This is a genomic window from Thermohalobaculum xanthum, assembly GCF_016623495.1.
Lineage (GTDB): Bacteria > Pseudomonadota > Alphaproteobacteria > Rhodobacterales > Rhodobacteraceae > Thermohalobaculum > Thermohalobaculum xanthum.
In genome coordinates this window covers 230289-247669 of record NZ_JAEHHL010000008.1, presented here as the reverse complement: position 1 = coordinate 247669, position 17381 = coordinate 230289, and the positions used below count along the sequence as shown (strand labels likewise).

17 protein-coding genes are annotated in these 17381 nt (G+C 65.8%); 11 read left to right on the top strand and 6 right to left on the bottom strand.

Annotation, left to right across the window (positions count from 1 at the left end):
- Window positions 1-7 precede the first annotated feature (7 nt).
- Window positions 8-571, bottom strand: a complete 564-nt coding sequence (gene petA / locus H0I76_RS14440; RefSeq protein ID WP_200611132.1) for a ubiquinol-cytochrome c reductase iron-sulfur subunit — start codon at window positions 569-571, stop codon at window positions 8-10.
- Between the two features lie 237 nt (window positions 572-808).
- Between petA and H0I76_RS14435 the strand changes: the two genes are divergently transcribed.
- Window positions 809-1288, top strand: a complete 480-nt coding sequence (locus H0I76_RS14435; protein WP_325166459.1) for a tRNA (cytidine(34)-2'-O)-methyltransferase — start codon at window positions 809-811, stop codon at window positions 1286-1288.
- Here H0I76_RS14435 and H0I76_RS14430 read toward each other — a convergent pair.
- Window positions 1261-3108, bottom strand: coding sequence for an ABC transporter ATP-binding protein (locus H0I76_RS14430; RefSeq protein ID WP_200611128.1), 1848 nt, complete (start codon window positions 3106-3108; stop codon window positions 1261-1263). The two genes, H0I76_RS14435 and H0I76_RS14430, sit on opposite strands and share 28 nt — an antisense overlap.
- Window positions 3105-4970, bottom strand: a complete 1866-nt coding sequence (locus tag H0I76_RS14425) for an ABC transporter ATP-binding protein (RefSeq protein WP_234455323.1) — start codon at window positions 4968-4970, stop codon at window positions 3105-3107. The genes H0I76_RS14430 and H0I76_RS14425 overlap by 4 nt, the downstream gene beginning before the upstream one ends.
- A gap of 77 nt (window positions 4971-5047) precedes the next feature.
- Here H0I76_RS14425 and hemF point away from each other — a divergent pair, with 77 nt between their 5' ends.
- Window positions 5048-5938 carry an oxygen-dependent coproporphyrinogen oxidase gene (hemF, locus tag H0I76_RS14420; protein ID WP_200611126.1) on the top strand — a complete coding sequence of 297 codons (891 nt, stop codon included), beginning with the start codon at window positions 5048-5050 and terminating at the stop codon, window positions 5936-5938.
- Window positions 5939-5947: 9 nt separating this feature from the next.
- Here hemF and H0I76_RS14415 read toward each other — a convergent pair whose 3' ends face one another.
- The gene (locus H0I76_RS14415; protein WP_200611124.1) at window positions 5948-6700 is read right to left on the bottom strand and encodes an SDR family oxidoreductase; all 753 of its coding nucleotides are present in this window, start codon (window positions 6698-6700) and stop codon (window positions 5948-5950) included.
- A 144-nt stretch (window positions 6701-6844) separates the two neighbouring features.
- Between H0I76_RS14415 and H0I76_RS14410 the strand changes: the two genes are divergently transcribed.
- Window positions 6845-7591, top strand: a complete 747-nt coding sequence (locus H0I76_RS14410; RefSeq protein WP_200611122.1) for an SDR family oxidoreductase — start codon at window positions 6845-6847, stop codon at window positions 7589-7591.
- Window positions 7592-7597: 6 nt separating this feature from the next.
- Here the strand turns inward: H0I76_RS14410 and H0I76_RS14405 are convergent, their stop codons facing one another.
- Window positions 7598-8506, bottom strand: a complete 909-nt coding sequence (locus H0I76_RS14405; RefSeq protein WP_200611120.1) for a DMT family transporter — start codon at window positions 8504-8506, stop codon at window positions 7598-7600.
- Between the two features lie 159 nt (window positions 8507-8665).
- On the opposite strand from H0I76_RS14405, the gene H0I76_RS14400 reads away from it, so the two are divergent.
- The 7 genes from H0I76_RS14400 (at window position 8666) to H0I76_RS14370 (ending at window position 15142) form a co-directional block, all read left to right on the top strand.
- Entirely contained in the window at window positions 8666-9007 is a 342-nt protein-coding gene (locus tag H0I76_RS14400) for an antibiotic biosynthesis monooxygenase family protein (protein WP_200611117.1), read from the top strand.
- A 96-nt stretch (window positions 9008-9103) separates the two neighbouring features.
- The gene (locus H0I76_RS14395; protein WP_200611114.1) at window positions 9104-10852 is read left to right on the top strand and encodes an ArnT family glycosyltransferase; all 1749 of its coding nucleotides are present in this window, start codon (window positions 9104-9106) and stop codon (window positions 10850-10852) included.
- 39 nt (window positions 10853-10891) lie between these two features.
- A complete protein-coding gene (locus H0I76_RS14390; protein WP_200611111.1) occupies window positions 10892-11572 on the top strand; it encodes a class I SAM-dependent methyltransferase in 681 nt (226 codons plus the stop codon).
- Window positions 11559-12464: a hypothetical protein gene (locus H0I76_RS14385; RefSeq protein WP_200611109.1), complete on the top strand. Its 906-nt coding sequence runs from the start codon at window positions 11559-11561 to the stop codon at window positions 12462-12464. The genes H0I76_RS14390 and H0I76_RS14385 overlap by 14 nt, the downstream gene beginning before the upstream one ends.
- A 2-nt stretch (window positions 12465-12466) precedes the next feature.
- Window positions 12467-13111, top strand: coding sequence for a sulfotransferase family 2 domain-containing protein (locus H0I76_RS19810; protein WP_200611107.1), 645 nt, complete (start codon window positions 12467-12469; stop codon window positions 13109-13111).
- Window positions 13112-13244: 133 nt separating this feature from the next.
- A complete protein-coding gene (locus H0I76_RS14375) occupies window positions 13245-14009 on the top strand; it encodes a class I SAM-dependent methyltransferase (protein ID WP_200611104.1) in 765 nt (254 codons plus the stop codon).
- Window positions 14006-15142, top strand: a complete 1137-nt coding sequence (locus H0I76_RS14370; protein WP_200611101.1) for a glycosyltransferase — start codon at window positions 14006-14008, stop codon at window positions 15140-15142. The genes H0I76_RS14375 and H0I76_RS14370 overlap by 4 nt, the downstream gene beginning before the upstream one ends.
- Window positions 15143-15180: 38 nt before the next feature.
- Here H0I76_RS14370 and H0I76_RS14365 read toward each other — a convergent pair whose 3' ends face one another.
- Window positions 15181-16248: a hypothetical protein gene (locus H0I76_RS14365; protein ID WP_200611098.1), complete on the bottom strand. Its 1068-nt coding sequence runs from the start codon at window positions 16246-16248 to the stop codon at window positions 15181-15183.
- 169 nt (window positions 16249-16417) lie between these two features.
- Here H0I76_RS14365 and H0I76_RS14360 point away from each other — a divergent pair, with 169 nt between their 5' ends.
- Window positions 16418-17374: a glycosyltransferase family 2 protein gene (locus H0I76_RS14360; RefSeq protein WP_200611095.1), complete on the top strand. Its 957-nt coding sequence runs from the start codon at window positions 16418-16420 to the stop codon at window positions 17372-17374.
- The last annotated feature ends 7 nt before the right edge of the window (window positions 17375-17381 follow it).

The window sequence follows — 17381 nt, the reverse complement described above, 5'->3', positions numbered from 1 at the left end:
GGCCTCCTCAGCCCAGCTTGATGGTCGTGTCGTCGATGAAGGCGGCCTGCGGGATATGCAGGTTCTCGGGCGCCGGGCCCCGGCGGATGCGACCCGAGGTGTCGTAGTGCGAGCCGTGGCAGGGGCAGAACCAGCCGCCGAAATCGCCGGCACCGTCACCAAGCGGGACGCAGCCGAGATGCGTGCAGACGCCCATCATCACCAGATACTTGCCCTCGTCGTCGAGCGCGCGGTTCTCGTCCGCGGCGTCAGCGCCGGGCCGGTTCGCGTTCTCGGCGCTCTGGTCCTTGAGCTCGCTGAGCGCGACCCCGCGGGCTTCCTCGATCTCTTCGGCCGTCCGGTGACGGATGAAGACCGGCTTGCCGCGCCATTTCACGGTCAGCTGGGTGCCTTCCTCGATCCCCGAGACATCGACATCGATCGAGGCGAGCGCGAGCACGTCCGCGGAGGGGTTCATCTGATCGATCAGCGGCCAGACCGCGGCGCCGGCGACGACGGCGCCGGTCGCGGCGGTCGCGACGTACAGGAAATCGCGCCGGGTGCCTTCCTCGTGATGTTCTGCGTGAGACACGTCTGCCTCTCCTTCTTCGGTGCATGCGCGCCCCGCGACGTGCGGGGCTGGTCTCGTCGGCAGGGCACGCGCGGATGCGCGTCGCGCATGCGCCCGCTAGGATGGGCCTCTAACTAGCCAGACTGCGAGGGCCGGTCCAGCGAAGATCGCGATGCAGAATGCCGCAGCAGGCCGTTTGTGGAGCAAAATTTGCCAAATGATCCCCCTGAACCACCGCGGCCGCCCCGGATCGTGCTGGTGGAACCCGACATTGCCCCCAATGTCGGTGCGATCCTGAGGCTTGGCGCCTGCCTCGGCGTGCCCGTGGACGTGGTCGAGCCCTGCGGCTTTCCGTTCAGCCCGCGGGCCTGGCGACGCCAGGCGATGGATTATGCCGACCTCGTAGAACTGACGCGCCATGATTCCTGGGCGGCCTTCCTGGCTGCCCGGCCCCCGGGCCGACTGGTCGCGCTGACGACGCAGGGCGCGGTGCCGCTGGGCGCCTTTGCGTTCCGTCCAGGCGATTGCCTGGTGATGGGACGCGAGAGCGCAGGGCTACCCACGCATATCCACGCTGCCGCCGACGCGCGGCTGGTGATTCCGATGCGGCCGGCGGCACGTTCGCTCAACGTCGGCATGGCAGCGGCGATCGCGGCGGCCGAGGCGCTGCGCCAGCTGGGCGGCCTGGGTGCCGCCCGCCCGGGCGCGGCCTACTCGGCCGCTTCGGAGCCCGGATAGGCGTCGATGAAGCCGCCCGACTGCCGCGCCCAGAGCCGCGCATAGAGCCCACCCTCGGCCAGCAGTTCGGGGTGGCTGCCGCTTTCGACCACCCGGCCGCCGTCGAGCACGATGATTCGGTCCATCCGCTGGATGGTCGAGAGCCGGTGGGCGATGGCGATGACGGTCTTGCCCTCCATCACGACCTCGAGCGCGGCCTGGATCTCGGCCTCGACTTCCGAATCGAGGGCCGAGGTCGCCTCGTCGAAGACGAGGATGGGCGCGTCCTTGAGCACCGCGCGGGCGAGGGCGATGCGCTGGCGCTGTCCGCCCGAGAGCTTGACGCCGTCCTCGCCGAGATGGGCCTGGTAGCCGCGCCGTCCCTTGCCATCCTCGAGGTCGAGGATGAAGTCGTGCGCGCGCACGCGCCGGGCTGCCTCGATGGCGGCCTCGTGCCCCGCGTCGGGCCGGCCGTAGAGGATGTTGTCGAGCGCCGAGCGGTTGAAGATCGCCGCCTCCTGCGTGACGGTGGCGATGTGACGGCGCAGCCCGTTCTGGGTGATGTCGCGGATGTCGATGCCATCGATGGCGATGCGGCCCGCCTCGACGTCGTAGAGCCGCAGCAGGAGCGCGATGGTCGTCGACTTCCCCGCGCCCGACGGGCCGACGAGCGCGACCTTCTCGCCCGGCCGGACGTGGATATCGAGCCCGCTGACGCCGCCGCCTTCGGGCCGGCCATAGCCGAAGCTCACGCCGTCGAAGGCGATCTCGCCCGCCAGCGTCTCCGGCTCCGCCGCATCGTCGCGGTCGGTGATGGCATGGGGCGGCGCGAGCGTGCGCATGCCGTCCTCGACCACGCCCGCATTGGCGAAGATGCTCATCGCGGTGAACGAGATCCAGCCGCTCATCTGGCTGAGGCGGGTCGAGATGAGCCCGGCCAGCGCGATCGCGCCCGGTCCCGCCGCGCCCGTGCTCCAGAGCCAGACCGCCATGCCGATCATTGCGGCCGGCAGCACGCCCGAAAGGATGGCGAGCAGCGTGCGGAACTGCCAGACGACGCGCCCGAAGCCCAGCGCGGTCTGCCAGTGGCGGGTCATCGCGGCCTCGGCCGCCGCCGCCTCGCGCTCGGCATGGGCGAAGAGCTTGACGGTCTGCATGTGCGAGACGCTGTCGACCAGCTGGCCGGTGATGCCCGCCCGCGTCTCCGCCTTGGCGCGCGAGAGGCGGCGGATCCGCGGCAGGTATCGCCGGATCAGCCAGGCATAGAACACGCCCCAGACCGCGAGCGGCACGAACAGCCGCCAGTCCGTGCCGATCAGCACCAGCGCCGAGCCGATCACCGCGGCGATGCCGTAGGTCACTGCGTTGATGCTCTCGGTCATGGCGTCCGAGAGGGCGAGGCCGGTCTGCACCTCCTTCTGCACGATGCGTCCGGCGAAGTCGTCGTTGAAGAACTCCATCGACTGGCCGAGCGTGTGGTGATGCAGCCGCTGCGTGCCGAGCAGGAACAGCCCCGGCCCGAGCGCGCGGCTGACGAAGCCGCTCGAGAGGCTCATCAGCACGGGCCGCACGCCGAGGAAGAAGAGCAGGATCAGTGCCGTCTCGAGCCAGTAGTCGTCGAAGAAGTCCGCGGCCGTGCCGAGCGCCGCGCGATCGACCAGCCAGCCGACCAGCAGCGCCGCCACCGCCTCGGCCGCGCCCAGGAGCACGGCGACCAGCGTGAACCAGCCGAGCGGCCCGCCCGTGCCCTTGAGCATCCAGCGCACGAAGGGGCCCGCCTGCCGCGGCGGCGGGCCGTCGGCGCGCGCAAAGGGGTCGATGAGCCGCTCGAAGAACTTCATTCCGCCGCCGCCGATTCGCTGCTCGCGTCGATGAAGCCGCCCGACTGGTGAGCCCAGAGGCGGGCGTAGAGGCCGTTCGCCGCCAGCAGCTCGTCATGGCTGCCATCCTCGGCCACGCGGCCGCGGTCGAGCACCACGATGCGGTCCATGCGCTGGATGGTCGAGAGCCGGTGGGCGATGGCGATGACGGTCTTGCCCTCCATCAGGTCGCCGATCTCGTCCTGGATCGCGGCCTCGATTTCGGAATCGAGGGCCGAGGTCGCCTCGTCGAGGATCAGGATCGGCGCGTCCTTCAGGACCGCGCGGGCGAAGGCGATGCGCTGGCGCTGGCCGCCCGACAGCTTGACGCCGCGCTCGCCCACGAAGGCGTCGAGGCCGCGGCGCCCCTGCTGGTCGGTCAGATCGGGGATGAAGCTGTCGGCATGGACCCGCGCGACGGCGGCCATGATCTCGTCGTCCGTCGCGTCGGGGCGGCCGTAGCGGATGTTGTCGCGAATCGAGCGATGCAGCAGCGAAGTGTCCTGCGTCACCATGGCGATCTGCGCGCGGACGGAATCCTGCGTCACGTCGCGCAGATCCTGCCCGTCGATCAGCACCCGGCCCTCGTCGGGGTCGAAGAAGCGCAGGACCAGGTTGACCAGCGTCGACTTCCCCGCGCCCGAGGGGCCGACGAGGCCGACCCGCTCGCCGCCGCGGATGGTCAGGTCGATGCCCTCGATCCCGCCGCCATGCCGGCCGTAGTGGTGGGCGACGCCCTCGAAGCGCACCTCGCCTTGGGTCAGGCGCAGCGGCCTGGCCTCGGCCCGGTCGCGCAGGCGCAGCGGCTGGCTCACCGTCTCCATCCCCTCGTAGACCGTGCCGATGTTCTGGAACAGCATGGTCAGCATGCCCATGATCCAGTCGACCATGCCGTTGAGCCGGAGCACCAGCGCCGCGGCCGTGGCGATCAGCCCGACCGAGACCGCGTTGCCCTGCCACAGGTATACCGCCGTGCCGATCACCCCGCCGATCAGCAGCGTCGAGAGCAGGCTCATCGCCACCTGCAGCCGGGTGTAGAGCCGCGTCTGCCCGGCGAAGGTCCAGCGGAAGTCCTCGAGCGCCTCGCGGGCGTATTCCTCCTCGCGCTCGGCATGGGCGAAGAGCTTGACCGTCTGGATGTTGGCATAGCTGTCGACGATGCGCCCCGTGAGCCGCGATCGCGCCTCGGCCACGCGCTTGCCCTGCCGCGTGATGCGCGGGATGAAGTGGCATGCGGCCGCGAGGAAGCTCGCGAACCAGATCCCGAGGGGGATCAGCAGGCGCGCGTCGGTCTCGATGAAGATCAGGGTGGTGCCCGCCAAGAAGATCAGCGCGTACCAGAGCTCGGACGTGACCTGGTAGACCGAGTCGTTGAGCGCCGGCGCCAGCTGGACCTGCTTGTTGGCGATCCGCCCGGCGAAGTCGTCCGAGAAGAAGCCGAGCGACTGGCGCAGCATCTTGCGATGCGTCCGCCAGCGCACCAGCGCCCCCATCGGCGCGTAGTAGCCCTGGCCCGAGACGATGGTTTCGATGATCAGGACGGCGGGCCGGATCAGCAGCACGACCGCGCCCATCAGCAGGAAAGTGCTCCCGTGCTCCTGCCACAGCGTCGCCGGGTCGGCATTGGTCAGGATGTCGACCAGCTGCCCGGCAAACCGCGCGAGCGCCGCCTCGATCAGCGCGAAGATCAGGCCAAGCGTCATCGAGACCGCCAGCACGCCGCGCGCCGGGCGCAGCATCCGGAAGACGAAGGGCAGCAGACGGTTGGGGAACTCCGCCGTTTCGTCATAGGGCTGATAGGGGTCGATCAGCCGCTCGGCCTTGTCCATCAGTCTCGACAGCATTGGATCTTTTCCGTTTCGGCCTTGCCCGGGATGCGCGGCGGAGCCTAACACTGGCCGGACACGCGGAGGCGAGAAGAATGAGTGACGATTTCGACGACCGCAAAAAGCGAGCGAGCGCGTGGTTTACCGAGTTGCGCGACAATATCTGCGCGGCCTTCGAGCGTCTGGAGGACCAACTCGCCCAAGGGCCTCATGCCGATATGGAGCCCGGCCGCTTCGAACGCAAGGAAACCCGGCGCGCCGCGCCCGATGGCGGCGATGGCGGCGGCGGCGTGATGAGCGTGATGCGCGGGCGGGTGTTCGAGAAGGTGGGCGTCAATGTCTCGACCGTCCACGGCCGCCTGGGCGAGCAGGCGCAGCGCTCGCTGACCGCGCGCAAGTCGATCCCCGGCCTGGCCGAGGACCCGCGGTTCTGGGCCTCGGGCATCAGCCTGGTGGCGCATATGCGCTCGCCCAAGACGCCGGCGGTGCACATGAACACCCGCATGTTCTGGACCCCGCAAAGCTGGTGGTTCGGGGGCGGGTCGGACCTCAACCCGATGGTCGAGGTCGAGGAGGACACGGCCTTCTTCCACGGTGTGCTCAAGGCCGCCTGCGACCGCCACGACCCCGGGTATTTCCCGCGCTTCAAGGCCTGGGCCGACGACTACTTCATGATCCGCCACTGGAACGAGCCGCGCGGCGTGGGCGGGATCTTCTACGACGACCTGTGTACGGGCGACTGGGAGGCGGATTTCGCCTTCACGCAGGACGTGGGCCGCGCCTTTCTCGAGGCCTTCGTGCCACTGACCGAGAGGCACCTGCACGAGCCCTGGACCGAGGCCGACCGCGAATGGCAGCTGGTCAAGCGGGGGCGCTATGCCGAGTTCAACCTGGTCTACGATCGCGGCACGCAGTTCGGCCTCCAGACCGGGCACAACCCGGAGGCCGTGCTGATGAGCCTGCCGCCAGTGGCGAAGTGGCCCTGAGGCCGTATCTCAGAGCCGCGCCGACAGCGCGCCGTCGGCGAGCATGGCGCTGCCGCTGACGAACGAGGCGTCATCGGAGAGGAGGAAGAGCGCCGCACGCGCGATTTCCTCCGGCTGGGCCATGCGCCCGAGCGGGTGGAGCGCCGCGATCGCGTCATGCCCGGCCGGGTCGTCGCCGGCCATCGCGGTCAGCGTGCCGCCGGGCAGGAGCGCGTTGATCCGGATCCCCTCGTGGCCATGCTCGGCAGCGAGAGATTGGACAAGGCCCCTCAGCCCGGCCTTGGAACTGGCATAGGCCGCCATGCCGGGCAACCCGGCGCGCGTCGTTCCGACGAAGGACGAAGTGAACAGGATGGCGCCGCCCCCGCGCCGCCGCAGCGCCGGGATCTGGTGCTTGGCGGCAAGGAAGGCGCCGGTCAGGTTGGTGCGGAGCACCTCCTGCCAGGTTGCGCTGTCAAGATCGGGCGCGGGGAGGAGATCGCCGACCATCCCGGCATTGTTGAACGCGCCGTCGAGCCCGCCGAAGGCGTCCTCGGCCAGCCGGACGAGGCCGCGCGCATAATCTTCGTCGCCGACGTCGCCCGCGAGCCAGCGGGCCTGGCCTCCCGCCGCGGTGATCTGCGCGGCGGCTGCGTCGAGCAGGTTCTCGCGACGCGCGCCCAGCACCAGCCGCGCGCCCTCGTCCGCGAACAGCCGGGCGGCGGCCGCGCCGATCCCGCTGCTCGCGCCGGTGACGATCAGGGTCTTGCCGTCAAGTCTCATGGTTGCGTCTCCTTCGATCCGTTGTCGCGTCGACGGTAGGAACCGGGCGAGACCGGGGACACCCGTTTCATGCGGTCGAGCCGCGGTTGGCGCGGCGACGCGCCGAGGCTAGGGTCGACGCCGCGGCAGAGAGGGAAGAGCGACATGAGCGAGACGGCGGGACGGGTGGCGCTGGTCACCGGTGCTTCCTCTGGGATCGGGGCGGCGACGGTGCGGGCGCTGGCGGAGGCGGGGTGGCATGTGCATGCGGTCGCGCGCCGGGCGGACCGGCTGCGTGCGCTTTCTGCCGAGACCGGGGCGGTCGCACATGCGCTGGACGTGACCGACACCGGCGCGCTCGAGCGGCTGGCGGGCGAGGTCGCGCCCGACCTGCTGGTGAACAATGCGGGGCTGGGCGCGGGGATCGCCGGGCTCGACGGCGCGACCGAGGATGACATCGCGCGCACCATCGGCGTGAATGTCGCGGCGCTGCTGCAGGTGCTGCGCGTGTTCCTGCCGGGCATGCGGGCGCGGGGCAGGGGGCATGTGGTCAACCTGGGCTCGGTCGCCGGGCTCTACCCGAACCAGTCGGCGATCTACGGCGCCTCGAAGGGGGCGGTGCGGCAGCTGTCGCGCAACCTGCGACTCGAACTGCGGGGAACCGGCATCCGGGTGACCGAAATCCAGCCGGGCCGCGTCGCGACCGAGTTCTACGACGCCGCGATCCCTCGGGATCCCGCCACGCGCGCGCGCCTCAAGACGACCCGCATCCGCGAGCTTGCCCCCGAGGACGTGGCAGCGGCGATCCTCTTCGCCGCCTCGGCACCCGCCCATGTCAATGTGAGTGCCATCGAGTTGCAGCCGGTCGAGCAGACCTTCGGCGGCGTGTCCTTCGATCCGCTCGGGGATTGACGCGCCTCAGCGCCGCCGCATCGCCTGCCAGGCCATGTGTGCAAGCAGCGCGGCGAGGATGACCGAGCCGCCCGCGACCGTGCGGGCCGAGGGCAGCTCGGCATGCACGAGCCAGACCCAGAAGGGGCCGAGCACCGGCTCGAGCGTGCCGACGAGCGCCGTCAGCGCCGCCGGCGCAAGTCGCGCGCCCGTGACGAAAAGCGCGAGCCCCAGCCCCAGGTTGAGCGCGCCAAAGGCCGCCAGCAGGCCCATGTCGCGCGCCCCGACGGCGAAGCCGCCCGCCAGCGACCCCGCGACCGCCGCCGAGATCAGCGTGCCGAGGAAGACTGCCGGCACCATGCGGATATGCGCGTGCCGGCGGGTGATCACCGTCGCCGAGGCGAGCGCGACCGAGATCAGGAGCGCGAGCCCGTCGCCCATGGGCGAGACCTGTCCGCCCAGCGTGTCCGAGACCATGATGCCGACACCCGCGATCACCGCCGCGATCGCGATCCAGGTGGGCCCCGCCACCCGCTCGCGAAACAGGATCCAGCCGATCAGTGCCGCGATCAGGGGCACGCCCGCCTGCATCAGCAGGATGTTGGCCACCGTCGTGTGCGCGAGCGCCAGGATGAACGCGGTCGAGGCGGTGGTGAAGCACAGCGCCACACCCAGCCCGGGCAGCCTGATGCCCGCGACCAGGCGCAGCGTCCCGCGCGGGCCGTCGCGCCAGAGCATGAACCCAAGCAGGAACGCTCCCGCCCACAGGGCGCGCCAGAACACCACCGTCCAGTCGTCGGCCACGCCGATGCTGCGGGCGATGGCGCCGCCAAAGCTCCACACCACCGCGGCCAGCCCGACGAGGAGGAGGCCCCGGCCCTCGTCGCCCAGCCCGCGCGGGGATGCCGGGGGCGGATTGAGAATCTCGGTCGTCATGGCGCGACAATCGCCGAAGCGCGGGAAGGGCGCCCGCCGGCGCGCGACGTGTCGAGGTCGCGGCTGGCATACGCCGACGTGATCGCCCGGGGCCTTCCACGACGCGGCGCGCGGCTGCTAGGAATGTCGCAGCAATCCGAACACCGAGGGAGGGACGCCATGATCGCCGTGATTTTCGAGGTCGAGCCCGCAGCGGGGGCGATGGAGGCCTATCTCGAGCACGCCGCGCGGCTGCGTCCGCATCTCGAGCAGATCGACGGCTTCATCTCCGTCGAGCGCTTCGAGAGCATCACCCAGCCGGGCAAGCTGGTGTCGCTCAGCTTCTGGCGCGACGAGGAGGCGGTGACGCGCTGGCGCAACCAGGCCGATCACCGCTGCAGCCAGGCGGCGGGACGCGCGGGCATCTTCGCGGGTTACCGCCTGCGCGTGGCCGGCGTGATCCGTGACTACGGGCTGAACGAGCGCGACGAGGCGCCCGCGGACAGCGTCGCGGTGCTTTGAGGCGTCGGGGGCATTGCGCCGTTGACCTCCAGTTGCGAGGATGCCTCGCAGTGACGGTCGCGCTGCCCGCGGCCGGTCCGGGCGAGGGGAATCTGTATGAGTGCCGAGCCGGCGAAGCTCAGCAGCGATGATCATCGCCTGACACGCCTGCTCGAATTCGGAGGTACGAGGTTCGGCGGGCTTTCATCTGCGTCGCTGATCATCGTTCTGCTGATTGTGGCGGCGCTCGTTTTCCGATTTCAGCTCGCGACAATCTACGAGGTGAACTGGGATGAGTTCCTTCACCTCGCGAAGGTATACCTCCATGCTGGGGGCGACCTGAGCGCGCCGCTTCAGTCGATCTATGTCCATGCATTCGGCTGGGTTACGCTGGTCGATGGGACCGAAGTGGATCAGGTCGTCGCCGCGCGCCTGGCGGTCTTCGCGCTCAGCCTCGGGACGGCGCTTTTCCTGTTCCTGATCGCCCGACGACTGCTGCCGATGGAGGCCGCGCTTCTGTCGACGCTGGGCTATCTGGCTTTCTCGTTCACTCTTTTTCATGGCAACAGCTTCCGAACCGACCCGTTGGCGACCTTGATGCTGATGGCGGCGCTGTGGCTGATTGTCTATTGGCCCAAGAGGCTGCGCGCTGCGATTGCCGCCGGCACGCTCATCGGATTGTCGGGCATGGTGACGATCAAATCGGTCCTCTACGTCCCGACCATCGCTCTTGTCCTGCTGATCACGCTGTGGCGGAACGGCGACCATCGCAGGCGACTGCTGTGTGGCGCGATGACCGGGGCGACGGCGGCGCTATCCTTCATGACGTTCTACCTTCTCCACCGGCTCGCACTGACCGAGTCGGCCTCTGCGGTGGCCCGTGTCGAGGGAGCGGCGACGAAGACCCTGGTCGAGCGCGACTTCTTCAACGCGATCGCGTTCTTCAGGCTTGCGTTACAACAGAACCCGGCCTTCTGGGCGCTGACCGCAGCCGGGATGTTCACCTGCCTGGTGGGCCTTGCCCGGTCCCGCGGTCCGGAGCGGGAGCGCTGGGCGATGTTGATGGCTTGTGGGATGATGCTGGGAACGCTGCTCGTTTATACTAATAGTTTTCCCTACTATTACCCATTCATGCTGGCGCCGGCGGCTCTGCTGTGTGGAGCGGCCATGCTGGTCGTGCCCGAGCGTGTCAGGCCTTTGGTGACTGTCTTCGCGGGTCTGGCGCTGGCGGTATCGATGACCGCAAACTTTGTCCGCGCGCAGGCGAAGGACATGTCCGCCCAGCGGGAGTTTCTCGAGGCGGTGCACAGCATATTTCCCGAGCCGGTGCCTTACATCGACCGAGCGTCGATGGTGGCGGCGTATCCAAAAACGGGCCTCTTCATGAGTGTCTGGGGCATGACCAATTATTATCGCCTTGGTACGCCGATTTTCCGCGAGGTGCTGGAGCGCGACCAGCCGGTTTTCCTGGTCGCCAACCGGCGGATGCTCGAGTTGGACGATCTTGGCCCGGACGAGTACGGCCCCGCGCATTTCGGCCTCTTTGCCGAGGACGTCGCGGTGCTGCGCAATAATTTTGTGCGGCACTGGGGGCCGCTCTATGTCGCCGGAAAGCGGCTGACTGTGCCGCGGGGCGGCGTGCAGACCTTCAAGATCCTGATCGCAGGAACCTACACGATCGAGAGCGAAATGGACGTGACGGTGAACGGCGAACGCCGAGCGCCGGGCGAGACGGTGACGCTTGCGCAGGGCCGTCACCAAATCGGTGCTGTGAACGAGGGCGGCAATGTGATCCTGCGGTGGGGCGACAGTCTCGACCGCCCCAGCGAGCCGCCTCCCGACCGGCCGCTGTTTACGGGGTTCTGATGCCTAGATCGAGACTTATGGCGGCTTGAGGCAGGCGCAATGACAATCCTCTACTACGCTCACCAGTTGGTGAACATGTTGATTGGCTCTCTGGGTCTACGTGTTGAACGAAAGTACCCGAGGATGCCGGATGCGCCAACGGTTCCGGATTTTCTGCTTGCCGACTGCAGGGTTCTAAGCGGTCGTGAGCAATTGCTTGAGCTATTGCCAAGAGGCGGAATTGCCGCCGAGATTGGAGTTGCAGATGGCAGCTTCTCGGAAGCTATACTGAGCATCAATCAACCCAAGCGATTGTACTTGGTGGATGCTTGGGCGACGGCGCGTTATCGTGCCGCCTTGGATCATGTAAAAGTGCGATTTTCGCGGGAAATTGAAGCCGGTACGATTGTAATAGAGCGTGGCATGTCGCTTGATGCGATGCAAAAAATACCCAATGGTTCACTTGATTGGGTTTATATTGATACAAACCATGATTTCTTTACAACGAGAAAAGAACTTTCAATCGCTGAGAGAATCGTCAAATCAAATGGTTTGATCGCGGGTCACGATTTCTGCAATGGAAACCCATACAAGGCGCTGCCGTATGGCGTGATTCCAGCAGTTTGCGACTTCTGCGTCGAGAGAAACTGGGCGATGGCTTACCTCGCGCTCTCTCCGAACGGTCACTTCTCGTTCTGCCTGAGGAAATCCGACCGGAGCGCCGCCGATGGGAGCGGTTGACATGTCGTCTTGGTCCGGGAGCACCGACCGGGCTCTCGCCTGGCTGTCCGCGCGCCGCGCTCGGCTGAACCGGATCGCTCTGGCGGTAGCCCTAGCAATCTTCGTGGGCGGACTGGTGCTGTCGCTGAGGTCCAGCCCCGATATTCTCGAGCAAGCGCGTCTCATGCCGCTCCTGGGGCTCGTGCTGCTCACGTTGCCAATGGGGCTCGCGATCAATGCGCTGGACTTCCAGGTGATGGCGCGGATGTGCGGCGCCCGAGTCGGCTTTTGGCCCGCGCTGATGATCAGCGTTTATTCGCGGGCGGCGAACATGCTGCCGATCCCGGGCAGCATGGCGGTGCGTATGGGGGTGCTGAAGACGCATGGCGTCACGTTCCGACGCGGCGGCGGGCTGATCGTGCTGTTCACGCTGATCTTCGGTGGCGTGGGGTTTTGCTACTCGGCGTCCTGGCTGGCCGTACAGGCGCCACCCGCGTTGGCGGCCGGCTTCGGTGCGCTCGGCGTGGCGCTTCTTGGCACCAGTGCCGCACTGGCGCATCGCGCGCAGTTGCCATGGCGGATGGTAGGGGCGGTGACGCTATTCCGGTTGGGGCTGGTGGCCGTCGATGCGCTAAGCCTGATGATCGCACTTGGCGCCGTGGGGGTCGACGTCGACTACCGCCAGACGGCCATCCTGGTTGTTGCCGGTTTCCTGTCGGGCGCGGTTCCCGCGGGGATTGGCGTCCGAGAAGCGGTGGTCGCCATTCTGGCGCCGATTGCGGGAATCGATCCGGCTGCTGGTTTCTTGGCGGCGTCGGCTTCGCGGGTAACGGCGATGGCGTTTTTAGCCGTCTGCACGGGAGTACCCTACGCCGTCCTGTCGCGGAACGGCAAGAATGGGTGGCGGCTTTGACCATGACGACGACGGGAAGCGATATGGTGACGTATGATAACAGATTCAAATTTACACTTGGTCGACTTCATCTTGCTTTCGAGTTAGGCGGTTCGCGAATTGCCTATGCTTACATTCGGAAGAATGGATGTTCTTCTTTTAAGCGCGCGCTGGGATTCGATTATGCGACGAACGTCCGTACGATTGCCCGCGCTCATCCCTACAGACCTTGGCGTCGGTATGACGCGACGATCTTCGTTTGGCGTGATCCGGAGGAAAGGCTCTTGAGCCTCTTTCGGAACAAGATAATCCAGCGCGACCACGCGGACGGTATTCTTGCGAGTTACAGGCGGGTAATGGGGGCCGAGCCAGCAACGTTTGAGGACTTCGTCCGGTTCGCCTGCCGCGACGCGGATCCGCACTGTTGGCCACAGTGCGATCACTTGATGCCGATCCGCTACACTCACGCTATCCCACTCAGCCGGCTCTACCAATCCATGTGTGGGATCGTTGGGGAAGAAGCCGCAGAGCCCTTCGTTCAGCCCTATAATGCTTCCGTGCCGTATCTCACCGAAGTTTCGGATGAGGCGCGCCGCCTAATCCGTAGGCATTACGCAAAGGATTATGCAATGATAGCCCGGCTTAAGCGTCCGGCCACTTCTCATTGACGGGCCATTGAATCCTGCTCAATCTTGCTAACTATGAGCCTCGTCGCCCGCACGGGGCTAATTCCTTAGCCGCTAACACCGGTGGCGTGTAGGAAGTACCAGTCGGATTAGGGACATCGGGAACCACGAGAGCATGCACGAGGTTGCAGAGTACTATGACAAATTTTTAGCGACACGAATGTCGCGATATCGAATTCTTGGAAACCTCCGCTTGGACTTGGCGAAGCGGCGCGCCAAATCTCTCGTGGCCAACGGCGATGTAGTCGCGGACTTTGGTTGTGGCATTGGTATCGTGTCCGAGGCGATGGCAAGCTCGCGCAAAGGCGTAACGGTTATCGGTGTTGATGCCTCATTGGCGAATATCGAATATGCAAAGCGCACTGTAAGAAACGAAAATGTGCGTTTCTTGCACGTAGATGTTTCAAACGGATGTCAGATACTTGCCAATGAAAACCCGTCTGGTTACAATTTGATTACACTTATTGATGTGATTGAGCATATCCCAGAAAGTAATAGGGCGCAGGTGCTGGTAAGCTTGTTTAACATAACGAAGGACGATGGATATTTGTTGCTGACATATCCAAGCCCGGAATATCAATCATACATAATAAGCAACGACCCAGAAGAACTTCAAATAATTGACGAAATAATTGAATCTAACCAGTTGCTTTCTGAAGCTTGGGCGGCCGGATGGAAATTAAAGGAGTTTAGGTATGTGGACGTTTGGCGGCGTAATCAGTATGTACACGCGATCTTTCAGAAGTGTGATGGCTTATTTAATTGTGATAAGATAAAGAGAAATTGGATAACGGTTGTCGCCGAGAATTCGTTAATTGCGCTCTTATGGCCGATCCGAACGTGGCGCTATAACTGGCGCCTTGCCGGGCGGAAGAAATGAACCAGGCAGTGCTCGCGCTCGCCGCCACGTCCTTCAACAAGCCCTCCGAGACGTTCATCCGCGATCACGCCCGCATGATCGCTCCTGGGCAGACGATCCTGTTGTCGCAGTTCGCGCCGGACGTGGGTTTGTTCGAGTATCCGGTGCTTTCGGGGCTCGACCTCGGAGGACATGACGACTCTCCTGTGGGAAGACTCGTGAAAGTTCGGCGGGACTGGCGGCGATACCTCGCCCCCGAGCTTCCGACGGCCGACAGAACTCGCGCCGTCGCTTTCCTGCGCGCTCACGGCGCGACCGCGCTGATGGCGGAATACGGGATGAATGGTGCCCTGCTGTCCGCATCTGCGCGAGCTGCGGACGTCCCTCTGTTCGTCCATTTTCACGGTTTCGACGCGTCTGTCGTGCCGCGGCTTCCATTATGGAAGCGGCGTTACAGGCGACTGTTCGACGATGCGGCCGGGGTATTCGCTCCGTCCGAGTTCATCGCGGAAATCCTGATCGGGCTCGGCTGCCCCGAAGCGAAGGTGAACGTCGTGCCGTGCGGGATCGACGCCGACCGCTTTACCCCCAGCCGGCCGATTCCCGGACGTGTGGTCGCTGTCGGAAGGCTTGTGGCCAAGAAGGCGCCGCATCTTACGATCGAGGCATTTGGCAGGGTCGCCGGCCGCTTTCCTCATGCCCGGCTGGACGTGATTGGAGCCGGTCCACTCGCGCAACGATGCCGCAGCGTGATCGCCAAATATGACCTTGGCGAGCGGGTTCGTCTGCATGGTCGCCAGAGCCATGAGTTCGTAGCAAGCCTCATGCGCGAGGCCAGTGTCTTTGCGCAGCACTCAGTGACTTCCATGTTTGGCGATGTGGAGGGGCTGCCGGTCTCGGTGCTGGAAGCGATGGCATCTTCACTGCCCGTAGTGGCAACGCGCCACAGTGGAATTGCGGAGGCGGTGCTGGATGGAGAAACCGGCATTTTAGTTGAGGAGCGAGACGTCGGGGCGATGGCAATGGCGCTAGCAGCGATGCTCGAACAGCCTGAGAGAGCGCAAGCAATGGGACGTGCCGGGCGGGTTCGCGCTCTCGAGCATTATTCGCAGGCGGGGTCGGTGGCGTCGCTACGCCGGATAATGGCGCTATAGGAGGCTCAGGCAGGGCGCAAGCCTCGCCCAGGTCGGGTTCACTTCGGTGGTTTCAAATCGCGGGCATGCGCAAGCTTCGTGCTACCCGTCTCAACATAGTCCACGAGGAACCCGGTCACGTCGATCACGTCGGCCAGCATTGCCTCGCGTCGCTCACGGGCTTCGTGCTGGATGGTGTGAGGGTCGCGGCTGGCGAGGTGCTCGATCCAGGTCAGAGCCTCGGCCTCACGCCCCCCATGGAAGGTGCGGACGAGCCCGTAGCGGCGCTCCTGTTCGGTGTTGACCCCGCGCCCCGAGCGGGAGACGAACACCGCATGGGTCCCGAGGCAGGCCGCCTCCGAGGCCATGGTCGAGCTTTCCCCCACCACCACCGTGGCGAAGGCGAGTGCGTGGTGGACGTCCTCGACCGGGAGAGGAAGGCGGTAGTGTTCAAACTCGGGCGGCAGAGGGCGCTCAGACGAGATGTAGACCCGGCCAAGTCTGGAGAGAAGCTCGATCGCGCGTCGCTTGCCCGCCGCTCCGAAGCCGATCTCGCCCACATCATGGATCGACTCCCAGGCGACGAATCGCATGAGGGAATAGGGCTGTGTCGGATCGATGCCGTGAGTGCGCAGGCGGCTTGCATCCGGCGTGAAGCGCGCGGGGTGCAGGTAGGCAAGTTCGTGATAGCCGTCGTAGCGCAGGTGGCGAGAGCCATAGTCGTGCTCGAATCCCCGGGGCGAAATCCAGGCATCGGCGAGGCGTGCAACGGCACGATTGAGCCGGTCGGTGGTCTCGTTATCGTAGAACACCAGCGTACGCGTCCTGTGGACGAACCCCGCGAGCGCGATTGACGGCCCCATCAGACCGACAATGACATCCGGGCGGAAGGCGCGGATCTCTTGGCTGGTTGATCGGACGCGCTGCGCCAACTCGGCCGCCAGCCGCCAGCGGCCGGGACGTTGCGACGAGATTACTTCGTGCTGGATCCCGTAGGCGTCCAGGAGCTCTGTGGCCACGTCCTTGTGACGTGAGAGTACACGCAACTCGTGCCCGCGGGCCGCCATCTCGCCGTGGAACTCGCGAAAGAAGTGGACGTGGGCCGGGTGCAGGATGTCGATCAGCACGCGCACGGTTTCTGCACCTTGTCTTGGGCTGTTTGCGGCACGCACGTCCGCGGCTGGATGGGGGCAATGCTAGGCGATCACTGCATGCCCAGCCAGCCCCCGACACAACAAGCTTGAGCCGTGCGCCATCCCGTGGGACAGATTGGCCGCGAGGGGGGCGGGCAGGACAATGAAGCTGATCATACAGATCCCATGCCTTAACGAGGAAGCGACGCTGCCGCAGACGATAGCCGACCTGCCGAGCACGGTGCCGGGCTTCGATGCGGTTGAAGTCCTGGTGATTGATGACGGCTCAACCGATGCGACCGTGCGGGTGGCGCGCGAGTTGGGCGTCGACCACGTCATCTCGCTTGGAACCAACATGGGCCTCGCGCGAGCCTTCATGGCCGGGGTTGACGAGTCGTTGCGCCGCGGTGCCGACGTGGTCGTCAACACTGATGCCGATAACCAGTATCGTGGCGCGGACATCTCGCGGCTGGTCGCGCCGATCCTGGCGGGAGAGGCGCAGATTGTCGTGGGGGCGCGTCCGATCACCGAGATCAACAGCTTCTCTCCGCTCAAGAAGTTGTTGCAACGGGTGGGCAGCTGGGTGGTGCGCAAAGCCAGCGGAGCCGATGTCGCAGACGCGCCCAGCGGCTTTCGAGCCTATCACCGGGACGCGGCGATCCGGCTCTACGTGCTCAACACCTACACATACACGCTCGAGACGATCATCCAGGCGGGGCGAAAGCGCATCCCGATCGCCTCGGTGCCGGTGGGGGTCAATCCGCAGACGCGCGAATCTCGACTGATCGGCAGCATGGCGGGCTACGTACTTCGCTCGGCCTTGACCATTATACGGATCTTCGTGCTCTACGAGCCGCTACGGTTTTTCTCGGCGCTCGCTGTGGTGTTCGCGCTGCCAGCGATCGTCGGAATCGGGCGTTTCCTGTGGTTCTACGCCTCGGGAGACGGCGGCGGGCACGTGCAGTCACTGGTCCTGTCCGGTTCGCTCATGGCAATGGCGTTCGTGCTGATGATGGGCGGCGTGCTCGCCGATCTAATCGCCGCGAACCGCGCGATGGTCGAGGACATCCGAGCGCGTCAGATCCGGCAGGAGCTTGATCGGGTCGCGCCGTCATCATGACGGCACC